This is a genomic window from Haloechinothrix halophila YIM 93223 (assembly GCF_000504245.1).
In the GTDB taxonomy this organism is placed as follows: domain Bacteria; phylum Actinomycetota; class Actinomycetes; order Mycobacteriales; family Pseudonocardiaceae; genus Haloechinothrix_A; species Haloechinothrix_A halophila.
Genome location: NZ_KI632509.1, coordinates 2,323,468 through 2,340,328 on the forward strand (window position 1 = coordinate 2,323,468; position 16,861 = coordinate 2,340,328).

At 68.8% G+C, this 16,861-nt stretch carries 13 protein-coding genes; 4 read left to right on the plus strand and 9 right to left on the minus strand.

The genetic code is table 11. The features are described from left to right. Positions 1-85: 85 nt before the first annotated feature. Positions 86-823, plus strand: coding sequence for a 16S rRNA (uracil(1498)-N(3))-methyltransferase (locus tag AMYHA_RS10505; RefSeq protein WP_034276694.1), 738 nt, complete (start codon positions 86-88; stop codon positions 821-823). Between the two features lie 278 nt (positions 824-1,101). Here AMYHA_RS10505 and AMYHA_RS10510 read toward each other — a convergent pair whose 3' ends face one another. From AMYHA_RS10510 to AMYHA_RS10540, 7 genes are all read right to left on the minus strand, one after another. Then, entirely contained in the window at positions 1,102-2,304 is a 1,203-nt protein-coding gene (locus AMYHA_RS10510; RefSeq protein WP_051399751.1) for a phenylacetate--CoA ligase family protein, read from the minus strand. A 9-nt stretch (positions 2,305-2,313) separates the two neighbouring features. Beyond that, positions 2,314-3,099 carry an ABC transporter ATP-binding protein gene (locus tag AMYHA_RS10515; protein ID WP_034276698.1) on the minus strand — a complete coding sequence of 262 codons (786 nt, stop codon included), beginning with the start codon at positions 3,097-3,099 and terminating at the stop codon, positions 2,314-2,316. A 62-nt stretch (positions 3,100-3,161) separates the two neighbouring features. Beyond that, entirely contained in the window at positions 3,162-4,349 is a 1,188-nt protein-coding gene (locus AMYHA_RS10520) for an ABC transporter substrate-binding protein (protein WP_196776872.1), read from the minus strand. Positions 4,350-4,381: 32 nt separating this feature from the next. Then, positions 4,382-5,434: a branched-chain amino acid ABC transporter permease gene (locus AMYHA_RS10525; protein WP_034270493.1), complete on the minus strand. Its 1,053-nt coding sequence runs from the start codon at positions 5,432-5,434 to the stop codon at positions 4,382-4,384. Positions 5,435-5,437: 3 nt separating this feature from the next. Then, positions 5,438-6,310 carry a branched-chain amino acid ABC transporter permease gene (locus tag AMYHA_RS10530; protein WP_034270495.1) on the minus strand — a complete coding sequence of 291 codons (873 nt, stop codon included), beginning with the start codon at positions 6,308-6,310 and terminating at the stop codon, positions 5,438-5,440. Further along, on the minus strand, positions 6,307-8,325 hold the full coding sequence (locus tag AMYHA_RS10535; protein WP_084037057.1) for an AMP-binding protein: 2,019 nt from the start codon (positions 8,323-8,325) through the stop codon (positions 6,307-6,309). The genes AMYHA_RS10530 and AMYHA_RS10535 overlap by 4 nt, the downstream gene beginning before the upstream one ends. A 32-nt stretch (positions 8,326-8,357) precedes the next feature. After that, a complete protein-coding gene (locus tag AMYHA_RS10540; protein ID WP_231104687.1) occupies positions 8,358-9,209 on the minus strand; it encodes an ABC transporter ATP-binding protein in 852 nt (283 codons plus the stop codon). A gap of 277 nt (positions 9,210-9,486) precedes the next feature. On the opposite strand from AMYHA_RS10540, the gene AMYHA_RS10545 reads away from it, so the two are divergent. The 3 genes from AMYHA_RS10545 to AMYHA_RS10555 all read left to right on the plus strand — a co-directional run bounded on the left by AMYHA_RS10545 (position 9,487) and on the right by AMYHA_RS10555 (position 13,891). Beyond that, entirely contained in the window at positions 9,487-10,230 is a 744-nt protein-coding gene (locus AMYHA_RS10545) for an IclR family transcriptional regulator (RefSeq protein WP_169732919.1), read from the plus strand. Beyond that, positions 10,223-12,052: an AMP-binding protein gene (locus AMYHA_RS10550; RefSeq protein ID WP_051399752.1), complete on the plus strand. Its 1,830-nt coding sequence runs from the start codon at positions 10,223-10,225 to the stop codon at positions 12,050-12,052. The genes AMYHA_RS10545 and AMYHA_RS10550 overlap by 8 nt, the downstream gene beginning before the upstream one ends. A gap of 159 nt (positions 12,053-12,211) precedes the next feature. Continuing rightward, a complete protein-coding gene (locus AMYHA_RS10555) occupies positions 12,212-13,891 on the plus strand; it encodes a sigma-54-dependent Fis family transcriptional regulator (RefSeq protein WP_051399753.1) in 1,680 nt (559 codons plus the stop codon). Here AMYHA_RS10555 and AMYHA_RS10560 read toward each other — a convergent pair. Together AMYHA_RS10560 and AMYHA_RS10565 are read right to left on the minus strand one after the other, a co-directional pair. Next, positions 13,874-14,377: a (2Fe-2S)-binding protein gene (locus tag AMYHA_RS10560; RefSeq protein WP_034270499.1), complete on the minus strand. Its 504-nt coding sequence runs from the start codon at positions 14,375-14,377 to the stop codon at positions 13,874-13,876. The genes AMYHA_RS10555 and AMYHA_RS10560 overlap by 18 nt on opposite strands. 35 nt (positions 14,378-14,412) lie before the next feature. Then, positions 14,413-16,770 carry a molybdopterin cofactor-binding domain-containing protein gene (locus tag AMYHA_RS10565; protein WP_034270502.1) on the minus strand — a complete coding sequence of 786 codons (2,358 nt, stop codon included), beginning with the start codon at positions 16,768-16,770 and terminating at the stop codon, positions 14,413-14,415. Positions 16,771-16,861: the final 91 nt, after the last annotated feature.

Genomic DNA, 16,861 nt, shown 5'->3' on the forward strand with positions numbered 1-16,861 from the left:
ATCCGCCGACGAGCCCACCTCGGAGCGGGCGGACGTCGTGGTGTCGTCAGGGACCGCGACGTCCTCGGCGGCTTTCTCGCCCCGACTGCCGTTGTTCCTCGTCGACGTGCTGCCGTCGTCCGGGGAGTTCGTGCTCGGCGGCGACGAGGCGCGCCACGCCGCGACCGTGCGCCGCACGCGCGTTGGCGAGCAGGTCATGCTCGGTGACGGTGCGGGCGGGGTCGCGCGGTGTGCCGTGACGGCGGTGCGCTCCGGCAAGGACCCCGCGCTGACGCTGTCCGTGGAACAGCTGATGTCGGTGTCAGCGCCTGAGCCGCGTGTGACGATCGCGCAGGCGTTGGTGAAGGGCGATCGTGGTGAGCTGGCGGTGGAGCTCGCCACCGAGGCGGGTGCGGATGCGATCGTGCCGTGGCGTGCCACGCGCTGTGTGGCCCGCTGGGATGACGGCCCGCGCGGCGCGAAGGCGTTGGCGCGGTGGCGGGCGAGCGCGCGGTCGGCTACCAAGCAGGCCCGCAGGCCGTGGCTGCCCGATGTGCGTGAGCCGGTCGACACCGCGGGTCTTGCGGAGCTGGTGCGTGGTGCCGAGACGGCGTTGGTGCTCGACGGTGAGGCGTCTCATGGCATCGGCGATGTCGCGCTGCCGTCGTCCGCTGAGCTGATGGTGATCGTCGGGCCCGAGGGCGGCATCACCGGCGACGAACGCGATGCGATGGTGGCCGCCGGCGCGGTTCCGGTGCGGTTGGGACCGGCGGTGTTGCGGACGTCGACGGCGGCCGCGGTGGCGCTCGGCGCCATCGGAGCACTAACCGCACGCTGGGCTTAAGTCAACGGCTTCGCGTCGTCTTGGTCGATACGTTTGCATCCGTTGGTAATCATGCGAACGCATACAGTACCGGTCCTCAGATACTGCCTCGGATTTGACAGGACCCTATGGCGAACGCGGCGGATCTGTGGTTAGTATTCAAGGCAGCAGGGGCCAGATTGGACCTCTCGCACAGACTCCGCCGGACACCTCCCCCCTCGGTCCGGCGGCGCCGCGGAGGCGGTGGAGCGACCCCCAGGTTCCACCGCCCCGCGGCTTCTTACTGTGCGTCGTGTTTCTCACTCCCAGGTGCGCTGGTCCGTGATCAGTTCGCTCTCGTCGAGTTCGGTGACCAGCGTGATGTCCGCCGTGAAGCGGAGGGCGGACCTGATCCGCTCCTGGACGGCGGAGGCGACGGCGTTCGCGTCAGTGCCGGGTTCCGGCACGACCTCGCAGCGCAACTGGTCGCGGTGATCGATGCGGTCGACGAGGAACCGGTACGACACCACGCCGCTCACCCCGCGCATCGCTGCCTCCACCTGCCGAGGGTGCAGGAACATGCCGCGCACCTTCACCGCGGCCCCAACTCGGCCGAGCACACCGGCCAGTCGCCGCTCGCCGCCGACGTCGCGCCACGCCGACAGATCCCCGGTCCCGAAGCGCACCAACGGATACTCCGCCCGCAGCGCGGTCACCACGATCTGCCCCTCGCCCTCATCGATCGGCTGCCCGGTGTCCAGATCGCAGATCTGCACCACGATGTCGTCCGGCACGACCAGGCCATCACCGGGAGACGTCTCGTAGCCGAGCAGCCCGGTTTCCGCCGTGCCGTAGGCCATCAGCACCGTCGGCACCCACGCGGCCAGCGCCTGTCGCAGATCGTCCGGCAGTGGCTCGCCGGTGACCAGTGCGGTGCGCAGCCGCCAGCGAGCCGGGTCCAGCTCTGCCTGCTCAAAGCGTTCGATCAGCGAGCGCAGGTAGCTGGGTAGCCCGACATACGCGGTGACGCCGAGGTCGCTGATCGCCTGTGCTTGCAGGTCGAGGTTGCCGACACCGCCTGGCAACACGGTGCAGCCGAGCGCCTGCGCCGCTTCGTCGAACATCGCGCCCGCGGGGGAAAGGTGGTAGGCGAAGCAGTTCAGCAGCACGTCAGACGCCGTGACACCGCAGGCGCGCAGCGCCGGCCCCCAGCGCCACGGATCAGGCCCGGACAACTGTGGCTCGTAGATCGGCCCCGGCGACTGGAACACCCGCGCGACGTCGGCGTCGGCAGCGAGCAAGCCGCCGAACGGCGGGTCGGCGCGTTGCCGCGTGAGGACGTCGTCCTTGGTCTGCACTGGGATCGCGGCCAGGTCGTCGACGTCGCGGATCGCGGCCGGATCGACGTCCGCCTCCGTCAGTCGCGCCGCGAACGCGGGCACTCGCCGCGCGGCCTCGCTGACGGTCTCGGCCACCTTGCTCACCTGCTTCACCGTGCTGCCTCCCGAGCTGCCTGCTGTCATTTCCCCTCGCTACAGCCAGCGCTTCCTGCGCTTGTAGTGCTTGACATCGCGATAGCTCTTGCGGGAGCCCTCCTCGCCGAGCCCGAGGTAGAACTCCTTGACATCCGGGTTGTCCCGCAGCTCGGCCGCCGGTCCCTCCAGCACGATCCGGCCCTGCTCCATGATGTAGCCGTGGTGCGCGATCGCCAGCGCTCGCGCCGCGTTCTGCTCCACGACCAGCACGGTGGTGCCCAGTTCGGTGTTGAGGCGTTCGATATAGCCGAAGATCTCCTGCACCAGCAGCGGTGCGAGACCGAGTGACGGCTCGTCGAGCATCAGCAACGTCGGCTTGGCCATCAGCGCGCGGCCAATCGCCAGCATCTGCTGTTCACCGCCGGACAGGAACCCGGCCGTGCGGGAGCGCAGATCGCGCAGCCGGGGGAAGTACTCGTACGCGAGATCGAGGTCCGACCGCGACGGCCGTCCCCTCGTGTACGCGCCCGCGATCAGGTTCTCCTGCACCGTCAGGTGCTCGAAGACGTGCCTGCCCTCCATGCACAGCGAGATGCCGCGCGTGACCCGCTCGGCGGCGTCGATGTGAGTGATGTCGTCGCCGTCGAAACTGATCGAGCCGTCGGTGATCTCGCCGTGCTCGGTGGGCAGCAGTCCAGACGCCGCCTTGAGCGTTGTCGACTTGCCCGCTCCGTTTGAGCCGAGCAGCGCCACGATCGACCCCGTCGGGACCTCGAGTGAGAGGCCCCGCAGCACCAGGATCACCTCGTCGTAGATGACCTCGATGTTGTTGATGGTCAGCAGCGAGCGGCCGGGCACGGCGCTGTGATCACCGGCCGCTCGCTGCGTGTCCACAGTGGAGCTGGTCATGGCGTCGCTTCCGCTGCCAGCTCGCTCAGCTCACCGGATTCGACCTCGTAGATCCCGGTGCCATCGACGCCCTTGTGGCTGTCGGCGCTGAAGTCGACCGGCTGCGTCACGCCGCCGGTGTCGACCGGGTCCATGGTCTCCAGTGCTTCCTTCAGGTTCGGCCCTGTCACCTCGGTGCCCGCGTCGACCAGCGCACGGATGCCCTCGGCCATCACGTGCATCGTGTACCAGCCCTGGGTGTAGTGCAGGCCCTTCTGCTCAAGGCTGCCGCCGTTGTTCTCCAGGTGCTGTGCGGCGTCCTCCAGTCCTGGTGCGCCGCTGTTCGGCGGGGCGAACGGCTGCACCATCACGTGCCCGTCCGCCGCGTCCCCGGCGAGCTTGACGAACAGTTCGTCCGAGCACCAGTTCAGGCACACGATCTTCATGTCCAGGTTCTGCTGCGCGATGTTCTTCGCCACCACCGCGGCCGGGCTGGAGACGTTCTGGATCACGATGTACTTCGCGCCCTGCGACTTCGCCCTGCCGAGCTGGGCGACGTAGTCCGTGGCGCCCGACGGCATCGCGTACGACTTGTAACCCAGGTCGAGGCCGTTGTCGTCGATGTAGTCCTTGCCATCGGCGACGGGGGATTCACCGAACGGGCTGTCGTGGTGGAACACCGCCACTTCGGCCTCGTCACCGGAGTCCTCGGCGATCCAGTCCAGCGCCACCCGCATCTGGTCCGAGTAGGTGGTGGCGACGACGAAGTTGTACGGCGTCTCTTCCGGGTCGACCAGCGTCTCCGCGTAGGACGCCGACATGAATGGCAGCTCGTCCTGGGTGACCTTCTGCCGCAGTGCTTCGGTGTCGGCGGTGCCCCAGCCCTGGATGGCGACGACGCCCTCGTTGACGTACTGCGAGTAGAGCTGCTCGGCGCGGGCGACGTCGTAGGCGTAGTCGTTGAGCTTCAGCTCCAGGTTCCTGCCGTCGATGCCGCCGTTGGCGTTGAGCCACTCGACGTAGCCCCGGATGCCTTCGCTGTAGGGCGTGCCGACATCCGCGGTGGCGCCGGAGAGGTCGGAGAGCACGCCGATGGCGATCGGGCCTTCCTCGCCACCGGTGCCGGCATCGGGGCCGCCACAGGCCGTCAGGGTCAGGCCCGCTGCCGCCGCGAGGGCGAGCGTGGTGCGCATCCTGTGTTTCACTGCGAATCCTCCTTGCAGGGACGTGCCGCCGGTCAGTACCGGAACGGCCAGAACCGGATGTAGTCCTTCATGCGTTGCCAGATGCGGTTGAGTCCGCGTGGTTCGAAGATCAGGAACAGCACGATCACCAGGCCGAACACGACCACCTGCACGGCAGGCACCTTCGCCGCGGCGTCCGACCACACGCTCTGGATGTCCTGTCCGAATCGGGTGATCAGCGCGGGCAGGGTGATCATGAAGATGGCGCCGTAGACGCTGCCCGCGATGGAGCCGAGCCCGCCGACGATGATGATCGCCAGATAGAGCACCGAGACGTCCAGCGTGAACCTCTCCCACGTGACGATGCCGGTGTAGTGCGCGGTCAGCGCGCCAGCCAGCCCCGCGTAGGCCGAGGAGATCGCGAACGCGAGCACCTTGGTCTTGGTGACGTCGATGCCGATCGCCGATGCGGCGATGTCCTGGTCGCGCACCGCCATGAACGAGCGGCCGAGGCCGGTGCGGAACAGGTTGCGCCCGGTGATCACCGCGAGCACCGCGAACGCCGCGATGATCCAGTACCAGTGGAAGTCCTTGCGGAACACGAACCCAGCCATCTCCAGCCGGGGCAGCGAGATCGCGTCGGTGCCGCCGGTGACGGCGTCCCAGGTGCGGACGGTGAACAGGATGACCTCCTGCGATGCCAGCGTCGCGATCGCCAGGTACAGCCCTTTCAGCCGCAGCGCGGGGATGCCGAAGAACGCGCCGAGCACCGCGGTGGTCAGCACCGCGAGCGCGATGGAGACCGGCACCGGCAGGTCGGCGCGCAGGTGCAGGATCGCCGAGCTGTAGGCGCCGACGGCGAGGAAGCCACCCTGGCCGAGGCTGATCTGGCCGGTGTAGCCGACGAGGATGTTCAGCCCCACCGCGCCGACGATGGCGATGCCGATCTGGTTCACGATGGTCAGCCAGTACGGCGTGACGAGGAACGGCAGCGCCAGCACGAGAAGTGCCACCAACACCAGCCGTGCCTTCTCGGCGCGGGTGTGGCGCAGCCGCAGTTCGCTGGCGTAGCTGCGGTGATGAACCCCGGTTGCGGTCGCTGGCATGGCTTAGACCCTCTCGATGCGTGTCTGACCGAACAGTCCGTACGGGCGGACCATCAGGATCGCGATGAGGACGATGAACGGGACGATCTGCTCGAAGCCGTTGCCGATGTAGCCAGCCGAGTACTGCACGAGCAGACCGATGATTGCCCCGCCGACGATGGTTCCCGGTACCGAGTCCAGCCCGCCGAGGATCACCACGGGGAACACCACCAGCCCAAACCCGGCGAGGTTGGCCGAGACCCCGGTGAGGTCGGCGAGCAGGATGCCGCCGATCACCGCCGTGACCGCGGCCAGCGCCCAGGCCATCGCGAACACCTTCCGCACGCTGATGCCGATGGTCAGCGATGCCTGCTGGTCGTCGGCGACGGCGCGCATCGCGATGCCGTGCCGGGAGCGGGTGAAGAACAGCGTGAACGCCGTCAGCACCACGGCGGCGATGACGATCGCCGCGAGGCGGCTGTACGGGATGGTCGCGCCCGCCAGTTCCAGTGAACCGGACGGCAGGAACTTCGGTGTCTGCTTCGGTGACGTCCCGAAGAAGAACTGCACCCCGCCGCCGAGCATGGACGACAACCCGATCGTCACCATGATCACCGCGATGGCGTCCTCGCCGATCATCGGCCGCAGCACGAACCGCTCCACCAGCACGCCGAGCGCGATCGCGACCACGACGCCGACCAGGATCGCCAGGCTCCAGTGAAAGCCGAACACCAGCATCGCCGCGTAGAAGACGTACGCACCGATCAGCAGGAAGTGCCCTTGCGCGAAGTTGATCACGCCGGTCGCCTTGTAGATCAGCACGAAACCGAGCGCGGCGAGCGCCAGGATCGCGCCGTTGGACAGCCCGAACAGGGTTAACTGGAAGAACTCGGTCATGATTGGCGGCCACTCCAGACGGGCCTGCGCTTGTGCCCCTCGGGCAGCGCGAAGGTGGACAGGTCGAAGATCCGCAGCGGCGTCTTGCGCTCGACGCTCGTGCCGTCCTGGTAGGTCACGGTGGACGACAGCGTGACTTCCTCGTCGCCGCGGGAGAGTGCGGCGATGATGTCGGCATAGCGCTCGGCGATCACGCCCCGGCGCACCTTGCGAGTGCGGGTGATCTCGTCGTCGTCCGGGTCGAGCTGCTTGTGCAGCAGCACGAACCGCCGCACCGCGACGCGCTCGGGCAGGTCGGCGTTGGCGCGCACCACGTCCTCGGCGATCAGCCGGTACACCCCGGGTTTCGCCGCGAGGTCGGTGTAGGTGGTGTAGGAAATGTGCTCGTGCTCGGCCCACGAGCCGGTCGTCGCCGGATCGATGATGATCATCGCGGTCACGTCGTCGTCGGCTTCGCCACCGAACACGACCGCTTCCTCGACGTACGGGCTGAACTTGAGCTTGTTCTCGACGAACGCCGAGGAGAACAACTGCCCGTCCGCGGTGCGGCGGACGTCCTTGGCGCGGTCGATCACCACCAGGTGGTCGTCCTCGAGGTAGCCCGCGTCGCCGGTGTGCAGCCAGCCATCCGTATCGACCGTGCCCGCTGTGCCCTCCGCGTTTCGGTGGTAGCCCCGGAACACCGACGACGACCGCAGCAGGATCTCGCCATCGTCTGCGATGCGCAGCTCGGTCTCCGGGATCGGCTGGCCGACGGTGTGGAACCGGACGTCGTCGTCACGGTGCACGACGGCGATGCCGCAGATCTCAGTCTGGCCGTAGATCTGCTTGAGGTTGACACCGATGGCGTGGAAGAACCGGAACACGTCGGGTCCGAGCGGCGCGCCGCCGGTGTAGACGCGCTTGAGTCGCGCGAGCCCGAGCTGGTCGCGCACCGGGCGCAACGCCACGGCATCCGCGATGCGGTGCATCAGCCGCTGCCAGGTGCCGGGTCGCTCGCCGCGCACCCGGCGTTCCGCCACGGCGTCGCCGACGGTGTAGCCCCAGCCGAAGATCTTCCGCTTGAGCGCGCCCGCTTCGTCGATACGTACCTGGACATCCGAGAGCATCGACTCCCAGATGCGCGGCGGGCTGAACATCACGTCCGGGCCGATCTCGCGAAGGTCGGCGCGCTGCGTCGAGGAGTCCTCCGGGAAGCTCAGCGTGAGGCCATGCGAGAGCCCGCACGCCACCGCCAACATCTGCTCACCGATCCAGGCGAACGGCAGGAAGCTGACGTAGCGGTCGGTATTGCTCAGTGGGTCCACATCGCTGAGGTGGCGCGCCATGGTCAGCAGGTTCGCGTGCGACAGTTCTGCCAGCTTCGGCAGCGACGTCGTGCCCGATGTGGTGCAGATGATCGCGATGTCATCGGCGGTGGTGGCCTCGACGCAGGCGTCCAGGTGGCCGGGATGCGCCTCGCCCCACACATGCCCGTCCTTCTCGACCTTGGTGAACTCCCGCAGATACGGCTCGCGGTACTGCTCAAGGCCATGCGGGTCGTAGTAGATCACCGTCTCGACGTCGGGTAGCCGGTCCTTGAGCCGGATGATCTTGTCGACCTGCTCCTGGTCCTCGGCGACGACCACGCGGACCTGGGCGAGGTCGAGCACGTGCACGACCTCTTCACCGATACTGCTCGGGTAGATGCCGACCACGGCCGCGCCGATGGACTGCGCCGCCAGCTCCGCGATCAGCCACTCGGGGCGGTTGTCACCGATCACCGCGACGATCTGGCCCCGTTCCACGCCGAGTTCGGCGAGGCCGTGCGCGAAGTCGGCCACCCTGGCGGCGTAGTCGCGCCAGCTGATCGGCTGCCAGATGCCGTAGAGCTTCTCCTGCAGCGCGACGTCGTGGGGGCGTGTCGCGGCGAGCTGGCGCAGCAGGAGCGGGAAGGTGTCAGGGTTGCGGTCCGTCGCCGGGGGACTGGACGCGGCCGATGCCGAGCCCGCCGGTGCGGCGTTGTCGGTCGACATCGGCGCTGATGATTCGGATCTGCGAGCAATCCTCATGCGCTCAGCTCCTCACCCAGATACGCCTTGATCACATCGGGGTCGCTGCTGACCTCGGCCGGGGAGCCGTCAGCGATCAGCGCGCCGAAGTCGAGCACGCTGACCCGGTTGGAGATGTCCATGACGACGTTCATGTCGTGCTCGATGAGCATCACGGTCACGCCGGCCAACTCGTGAACGTCGAGGATGTAGCGGGCCATGTCCTCCTTCTCCTCGGCGTTCATGCCCGCCATCGGCTCGTCGAGCAGCAGCAGCGCCGGTTGCAGGCACAGCGCGCGGCCCAATTCGACGCGTTTCTGAAAGCCGTAGGCCAGCGCGCCGACCGGGGTGTGGCGCACCGCTTGGATCTGCAGCAGGTCGATGACTTCCTCGACGAGTTCGCGGTGCTCGATCTCCTGCCGCCTCGCCGGGCCATACCAGGCGAGTGACGGCAACAGCCGGTGTCGCATGTGGACGTGGCGGCCGAGCATCAGGTTGTCCAGCACGGTCAGGTGGCGGAACAACTCGATGTTCTGGAACGACCGCGCGACACCGAGCGCGGCGATCCGGTGCGGCTTCATGCGCACCAGGTCATGGGTGGTGACTGAGCTGTCCTCGGTGCGGGTGCGGAGCGTCGCGCTGCCGTGCTGCGGGCGGTACAGCCCGCTCAGGCAGTTCAGCAGGCTGGACTTGCCCGCGCCGTTGGGACCGATGACCGCGTGCACGTGTCCCTGTGTGACGCGGAAGGAGACATCGTCGAGCGCTGTGATGCCGCCGAAGCGCAGTGTGATGCCGGAGACGTCGAGCAGGGTCTCGCCTGGCGGCACCTTGCTGCCGTTGAGCGGATGGCTATAGGCCCGGGAGATCACGTGTGGCGCACCTCCGTCGTTGGATGTGACGCAGACCTTACGTTTTCACTATTTGAAAGGCAATACCTAATTTTGGAGGTGTGCTCCGGTGTGGCGGCGCTGTGGGTGTCACGAGGGTGTCTTCATGGCGCCTGATGCTGGTAGGAGGCCCGCTGCGCCTCGTCTGTTCGGTGGATGATTTCACTATGTGCAAGCACATCCCTCATGCCGAGAGCCGTATCCGGTAGAGTGCGGGCCATGCGGCACACGGAAGCACCTGCGGGAAGGGATGGACGGCGTGAGTGAGCCAGACGCGCGGGGCACGCTCGGCACGGTCCGTAACGCGGTGCTGCTGCTCGGGTTGCTGTCCGAGGGGCCCGCCTACCAGCAGCTGACCGATCTCGCTGACCGTTCGGGTCTGTCGGTGCCCACGGTGCACCGGCTGCTGCGCTCGCTGGTGCTCGCCGACCTCGTCGAGCAGGACCCCAGTTCGTCCCGCTACGGGCTTGGCCCCGAGGTCGCCCGGCTGGCGCAGCGCTATCTCGCCCGGCTGCCGATCCTGGGTGCGCTCGCGCCGTACCTGGTGCCGCTGCGTGACGCCGTCGGCCACACCGTGCACGTCGCGGTGCTGGTCCGGGGCCACATCGTCTACGTCGACCGCGTCGACGGCGCGGACGGCGGGCTATACCGCGACACCCACCGCGTGCACCCGGCGTTCGAGACGGCGGCTGGCAGGCTGCTCGCCGCTCGCGCCACCGACGACGCCTGGCAGCAGTGCCTCGACGCCGCCACCCCCGACGACCGCAAACATGCCGAGAACGAACGCGTCGCGTGGCGGGAAGCGGCCCACCTGCTCACCGAGGGCGGCGATGCGGACGAGCCCGCTGAGGTCGCCGTCCCCGTGCTCGACGGCAGCGGCCGCGCCATCGCCGCGCTCGCCGCTACCCCGCCTCCGATCGCGTCCGAGGCGCAGATCGCCGAGATCGCGGCACACCTGGCGAGGGCGGGCCGCGCGGCGGGAAGGACGTTGAGTCATGCCTGAGCGCGGCGTCGCGAAAGGCCTTGAGCCATGGGCGGCCGTCGCGGACCAGCTGGACTGGCACCAGCCGTGGACCACGCTCTATTCCGACGATGGCCGCTACGGTCGCTGGTTCGCGGGTGGCACGCTCAACCTCGCGGTGAACTGCGTCGACCGGCATCTGCCTGAGCGTGGCGAGCAAGCCGCGATCAGTTGGGAGGGTGAGCCCGGCGATCGCCGCACCCTCACCTACCGGCAGTTGCACGACGACGTCGTCGCACTGGCCGGGGCGCTGCGCACGCTTGGCGTCGGCGTTGGTGACCGGGTCGCGCTGCACATGGGCTGGCTGCCGGAGACCGTCGTCGCGATGCTCGCCTGCGCCCGCATCGGCGCGGTGCACACCGTGCTGCCCACGCCGTTGCCCGCGGAAGCGCTGGCGGAGCGGCTGGACGACTTCGGCCCGCGCGTGCTGTTCACCCAGGACGGTGCGTGGCGGCACGGCACGATCCTGCCGCTCAAGGCCCGCGCCGACGAGGCGCTCGGCGCGGTCGGCGGCATCGAGCACACCGTCGTCGTGCGGCGCACCGGCGTCAACGTCGCCTGGTATGAGGGCGACCGCTGGCTGCATGACCTCGTCGCGGGCACGCGGCCGGGTGGCGTCGCTCCCGACACCGACCCGGTGCCGGTCGACGCCGAACACCCCGCGCTCGCGTGCCATCTCGCCAACCGCCGCAGCAGGCCGGTTTCGGTGCTGCACGGCTCCGCGACGCTGGCCGCGTCCGCGCTGGCGATCCACCGCAACGCCCTCGCCGAGGGTGACGTGTTCTGGTGCGCGGGCGACGTCTCGTGGGTCGGCGCGCAGGCGCACGGCGTGTACGGGCCGTTGCTCGCGGGCACCAGCGCGGTGATGTTCGAGGGCACCCTCGACGTCCCGACGCGCCACCGCACCTGGGACATCGTGCGCCGCTACGGCGTCACGACGCTGCTGACCACGCCGACCGTGATCCGGCTGCTCCGTGGCTGGTCGCGTCGCCCGCCTGAGCCCGACGTCGTGGCGAGCCTGCGCCGGGTGGTGATGATCGCCGAGCCGGTCGACCCGCCGCTGACCGCGTGGCTCACCGAGGACGTCGGGCGTGGGGAGATCACCGTCGCGGACGGCTGGGGACAGGTGCAGCTCGGCGGTGTGGTCAGCGTGGACCGGCCGATCGACGCCGCGGCGCTGCCCGACCCTGGCTTCGCGATCGTGGACGCCGACGGGGCTGAGCTGCCCGATGGCGCCAGCGGTGAGTTGCTGATGCGGCTGCCGTGGGCAGGCATGCTGCGCGACATGGAGGGCGCGGGTGCCGAGGACGTCGCGAAGCGGCACTGGCACCGGGCCGGGTCGTACTCCACGTATGACCTCGCGCGGCGGAAGCCGGACGGCACGCTGGAGTTCCTCGGCAGGCTAGACGAGGTCGCCAGCGTGTCCGGGCAGTTGGTGTCGCTCGGCGAGGTGCGGCAGGTGCTGCTTGACCACCCGTTCGTTGTCGCCGCTGAGGTGGTGGAACGCGCGGACTCGCAGCTCGGCCGGTCGCTCGCGGCGGCAGTGGTGCTCGCCTCGGACGTCACGGCGGACGAGTCCGTGGCCCGCGATCTGCTCGACGCCGTGCGCGACGTCCTCGGCGGGCTCGCCAGGCCTCGCGCGCTGGTGTTCGTCGACCGGTTCGGTGATGAGCTGTCCGCCGACGTGCTCCGCAGGACGCTCGGCTTGCTCACCGCTGGCGTCGGGGAGGAACCGCTGCACCTGACCTGGGACCAGATCCTCGCGGCGGCCCCCGCGGTAGACAACGCGGGCGATCGGTCGTGAGCCGGGATGAACGGTGGTCAGCCCCGAGTCCGTTTCTTCCTCCATATGGAGGTAGTCGGGGATGACCTCGATGTCATCGTTGTGCCGAACGGAGGAGCGGCGCCGCCCGCGCGGACGACGGGGTCGGCACGGACGCGCCGCGTCGAGGAGCGATAGGCCGTGCCAGTTCCGACGCCGCGTCCACACCCGGATGATCCGCCGCGCCCGGAGATCGCGGAATCCTGGCGCAGAGCCGCGGGTGCGGGACTCACGCCGGAAGCCACGCCCGACAGAGTGTCGGTCTCCGACTTCGACCGCACCAGCAAGCTCATGGTCGCCGCGAACCCCGTGCTCGACGAGCTATTGCCGCAACTGGAGTACGCCTCGCTGTGCCTCATTCTCGCCGACCGGCACTGCCGGATCGTCGGCACCCGGTTCGCCGAGTCGGGCCTGGAGGGCGCGCTCGAGCGGATCGGGGCGGTGCCCGGCAGCACCTACTCCGAGGAGATCTCGGGCACCAACTCGGTGGCCACCCCGTACGAGACCCGCCGCGGCTTGCTCGTCAACGGCGAGGAGCACTACCTCGAGTCGCTGAAGAAGTTCAGCTGTTACGGGCACCCGATCCACCACCCCATCACACGCAGGCTCGAAGGCGTCCTGGACATCACCGGAGCCATGCCACAGGCCAACCCGCTGTTCGTGCCCTTCGTGCGGCGCGCGGTGCGCGACATCGAACAGCGGCTCCTCGAAGGGGCGCCACGCGGTGAGCAGTTCCTCCTCGCGGCGTTCCAGAACGCCGCCAAGCAGCACTCGCACGCCGTCGTGGCGTTCGGCGATGGCATCGTGCTCACCAACCCGGCCGCTCTCGACCTGCTCGACCCGGCCGACCACGCCGTCTTGCGCGCCCTCGCGGCCGACGTATCCGCCGACCGCACGATGATCCGGAGCCTGCGACTGGCGTCGGGCCGGGTGGTCACTATCGAAGCCTCGCGGGCGAGTGGCACCTCGGGGACGCTGTTCCGCCTGGTGCCGCGGCAGGAGCGCACCGCTGTTCCCGCTGCCCACCCCGCAGGGTGGCTAGCCGCGCCCGCCGCGGGTGTCGAGCAGCAGCTCACCCGGCTCAGCGAGACCCGGTCCGTAGTGCTGATCTCTGGCGAACCTGGCACCGGCCGCAGCCACGCCGTCCGGACGGTCGCGGCGGACGACCCGGTCGTCACCCTCGACGCGGCCGACGTCCCATCGCTGGGTGAGGGGCCGTGGGGCGACCGGCTCGCCACCCTCGCCGCCACGCACCAGGGCGTGGTGGCGGTGGAAGAGATCCAGCTGCTGCCCGCCGCGCTCTGCGTGCGGCTGACCGGTGTGCTGGCCGACGCCTCGGCCCGGTTCGTGCTGACGAGCACCCGCCGCGACCGCTTTCCCGCGCACGTGGCCGCCCTCGCCGCGAGTTGCGTCGCGCACGTCGAGCTGCCACCGCTGCGGCGGCGCCGCGAGGAGCTGCCCGCGCTGGTCGATCGGATGGCCAGGGCGCTGCGGGCCGACGCGGCTGTGCGCTTCACCCCCAGCGCGCTGACGGCGCTCGCGGCGCAGCAGTGGCCGGGGAACCTGCGGGAGCTGTCGATGGTGGTGCGCCACGCGGTCACGGCGCGTTCCGCGGGCGACATCACCGCCGCCGATTTGCCCGAGGCCTACCGGGGTGGGGTGGAGGCACGTTCGCTAACACCCTGGGAGCAGGCCGAGCTCGACGCGATCGTGGCGGCACTGCGCGAGACTCGGGGCAATAAACGGCGGGCCGCCGAGCGGCTGGGTATCAGCCGCTCGACGCTCTACAACCGCATTCGTTCGTTACGGATTGGGTCGTGACCCACGCGGCATGTTCTCCGCACCATCCTTGATCGCCGCGCGGATCCGCTGGTAGGTCCCGCAACGGCAGATGTTGCGGATGTTGTCCATGTCATCGTCGTCGATCTCGCGCCCCGGTCCCTTGCGGGCCTTGTTGACGTGGGCGACGGCGGCCATGATCTGGCCCGGCTGGCAGTAGCCGCACTGCGCGACGTCGTGCTTGAGCCAGGCTTCCTGCATCGGGTGCAGGTCCTTACCCACCGTGGCTGGCAAGCCCTCGATCGTGACGACCTCGTCGTTCGGCTTGAGCTGTTCGACGGGCACCGAGCAGATGTTGACGGCCTTGCCGTTGATGTGGGACGTGCAGGCCTGGCAGACGCCGAGGCCGCAGCCGTATTTCGGGCCGGTGACACCGAGGATGTCGCGCAGCACCCACAGCAGGCGGACGTTGCCTGGGACGTTCACGGTGACCTGTTCGCCGTTCAGCTTGAATGAGTATTCGGGCATCTGAGCTCCTTGGTAGGCGGGTCAGTGGGCCTTGGTCAGTAGGCGTGGTCGAGGCCGTCGGTGTGCGACTGCGGCATGGGCGGCTGGGTCGGGAACGGGTGGAACGGCAGCTCGTTGTTGTGGTTGATCGGGAACTCGGTCGGCATCGTCCCGGTAGCGTGGGCGTAAGCGCAGGCCACCGCCGCCATCGCGGGGGCGACCGCGAGCTCGCCCGCGCCGCCTGGTGTCCGCCGCTCGTCGTAGGTGTTGGGCAGGAAGTGGATGGTCATCTCCCGCGGCGTGTTCCACTGCCGGGTGTAGTAGCCCTGGTCCCAGCTGCCCTCGAGCGGCAGGCCGTCCTTGATGTGGTTGCTGAAAGTCAGCGCGATGGCGATGCCGTCGTTGGTGCCGCCCTGCAGCTGGGCCTCGAACCCGTTCGGGTCGTAGACGTGCGCCGGCTCCACGACCACCGTGACCTTGGTGACCCGGGGACCGGTGACGTAGCCCTCCTCGGGGGCCGGAGTGACCTCCCGGTTGACCGTCTCGGGCCGGCAGTCGATCTCGACCAGGGTGCAGATGCGGTGCTTGTACTCGTCGGCGATCGCGATGCCCTGCGCCACGCCGTCCGGTAGCTTTCTGCCCCATTCGCCGAGCTCGGCCGCCTTCCGCAGCACGGGGTGGTACTCGGACTTGCCGTAGGCCAGCCGGAACTCGAGCGGGTCCTTGCCCATCGCGTTCGCCAGCTGGTCCACCATCAACTCCTGCGCGCACCGCACGTTGGGCGAGTACACGTTGCGCATGCTCGAGGTCCAGAACGGCAGCGGGATCTCGTTGAGCAGTGACTCGGTGAGGCCGAAGTTGTAGAACGTCTTCGTCGTCAGCTGGTAGATGCCCTCGGCGACCGAGAGGTTGCCGAGCTCTTGCTTCGACAGCGTGCCGGTGATGATCTCGCCAAGGCCGTGCCCGAAGTCGGTTTTCACGCTGGTGTGGTGCTGCATGTAGCTGAGCACCTGGTCGCCAAGGTAGGTCGCGCGCACCCGGGACACCGCCATCGGGTGGGCGCGACCGTGCCGGAAGTCGTCGCTGCGGTGCCACATCAGCCGCACCGGCTTGCCAAACAGCTGCGAGGCCTCCGCGGCGTCCATCGCGGGGTCGTGGAACAACCGCCTGCCGAACGAGCCGCCACCGGGCACGACGTGGAACGTGACCGCGTTCTGCGGCAGGCCGAGTCGTTGCGCGATCTCCTGCAAGGCGATGATCGGGATCTTCGACGCGTACCAGATCTCCGCGCTGTCGGAACGCACGTCCGCGACCGCGAATCCCGTCTCGAGTGGGGTGTTGCTGTTGAAGTAGTTGACGAAGTCGAACTCGAGCACCTTCGCCCCCGGCGGCGCGGGCGGCATCGGGATCGTGGCGTCCTTGAGCTTTTTCAGCACCGTGTCGTCGGACTCGTTGGCCAGCGGTCCGGGGTGCCACTTCACTTTTAGCGCGCGCACCGCGTCGATGCACTGCCCGAAGGTCTGCGCCCGCACGGCGACACCGTTGGTGATGACGCCGACGTCGGTCACGCCGGGCATCATGGCGACCTCGTCGCGGTTCTCCACCGACTTGATGGTCGCTCCGATGTCGGGGCCGCGATGCACCATGGTTGGCAATGCGCCGGGGATCTTGAGGTCACCGGCGTAGGTTTTGCGTCCGGTGACCATCTCCAGCGCATCGATGCGGTCCTGTTTGGTGCCGATGATCGTGTACTCGGATCGGGGTTTCAGCGGCGGTGTGGCCACTGCCGTGGTCGTCAGGGCCGCGGCGGCCGTCGCCAGCGAGCCGTAGTCGGCGCTGCGGCCATCCGGGTGCCGGATCACGCCGTCCCGCACCGTCAGGTCGTTCCGGGAGACGCCCCACTGCTTGGCGGCGGTCGTCATCATCTGCTCGCGGGCGATGGCCGCGGCGATGCGGAGTGGTTCCGATTTGGCGTGCAGGTTGTTGGAACCGCCGGTGAGCTGGTTGAACAGCAGTTCGGGGCGGGCGTCGGCCAGGGTGACCTTCACCCGTTGCAGCGGTACGGACATTTCCTCGGCGATCACCATGGCCAGCGCTGTGGTGATGCCCTGGCCGTTCTCGGACACCGGCGACGCGTGGTGGATAGTGCCGTCCTCGCGGACCTCGACCGTGATCAGGTTCGCCGTCGGGCGCGTGGCGTCGGTCAGCGCGTCCGACAAGTCATAGACGTCCGCGAGCGCGGGGGTGGGCGGAAGCCCGGCCGCCGCCGCCTTCGGCGGATCCACGACGTCGCCAATCAGGCGCGTCGCGACGACCAGGGTCGGCGCGGCCAGCAAGTAGCCCAGGAACTGGCGCCGTCCGGTTCCCTCAGGCGCGGAATTGTCCGGCTCCGGCGAAGCGCGGTGAGAAGTCATCGTTGTCCCTCTCGACAGGTTCGTGTGGCCGTCGTCACTCTAGGGACTGATTCACTGTGTGAACTGTTCAAATCTTGGACACTTTCGCGCC

Excerpts from the sequence above, each read along its gene's own strand:
- AMYHA_RS10510 (WP_051399751.1), bottom strand. The coding sequence starts at position 2,304 with ATGACAGCAGGCAGCTCGGGAGGCAGCACGGTGAAGCAGGTGAGCAAG.
- AMYHA_RS10525 (WP_034270493.1), bottom strand. The coding sequence starts at position 5,434 with ATGCCAGCGACCGCAACCGGGGTTCATCACCGCAGCTACGCCAGCGAA.
- AMYHA_RS10530 (WP_034270495.1), bottom strand. The coding sequence starts at position 6,310 with ATGACCGAGTTCTTCCAGTTAACCCTGTTCGGGCTGTCCAACGGCGCG.
- AMYHA_RS10535 (WP_084037057.1), bottom strand. The coding sequence starts at position 8,325 with ATGTCGACCGACAACGCCGCACCGGCGGGCTCGGCATCGGCCGCGTCC.
- AMYHA_RS10550 (WP_051399752.1), top strand. The coding sequence starts at position 10,223 with ATGCCTGAGCGCGGCGTCGCGAAAGGCCTTGAGCCATGGGCGGCCGTC.
- AMYHA_RS10560 (WP_034270499.1), bottom strand. The coding sequence starts at position 14,377 with ATGCCCGAATACTCATTCAAGCTGAACGGCGAACAGGTCACCGTGAAC.
- AMYHA_RS10565 (WP_034270502.1), bottom strand. The coding sequence starts at position 16,770 with ATGACTTCTCACCGCGCTTCGCCGGAGCCGGACAATTCCGCGCCTGAG.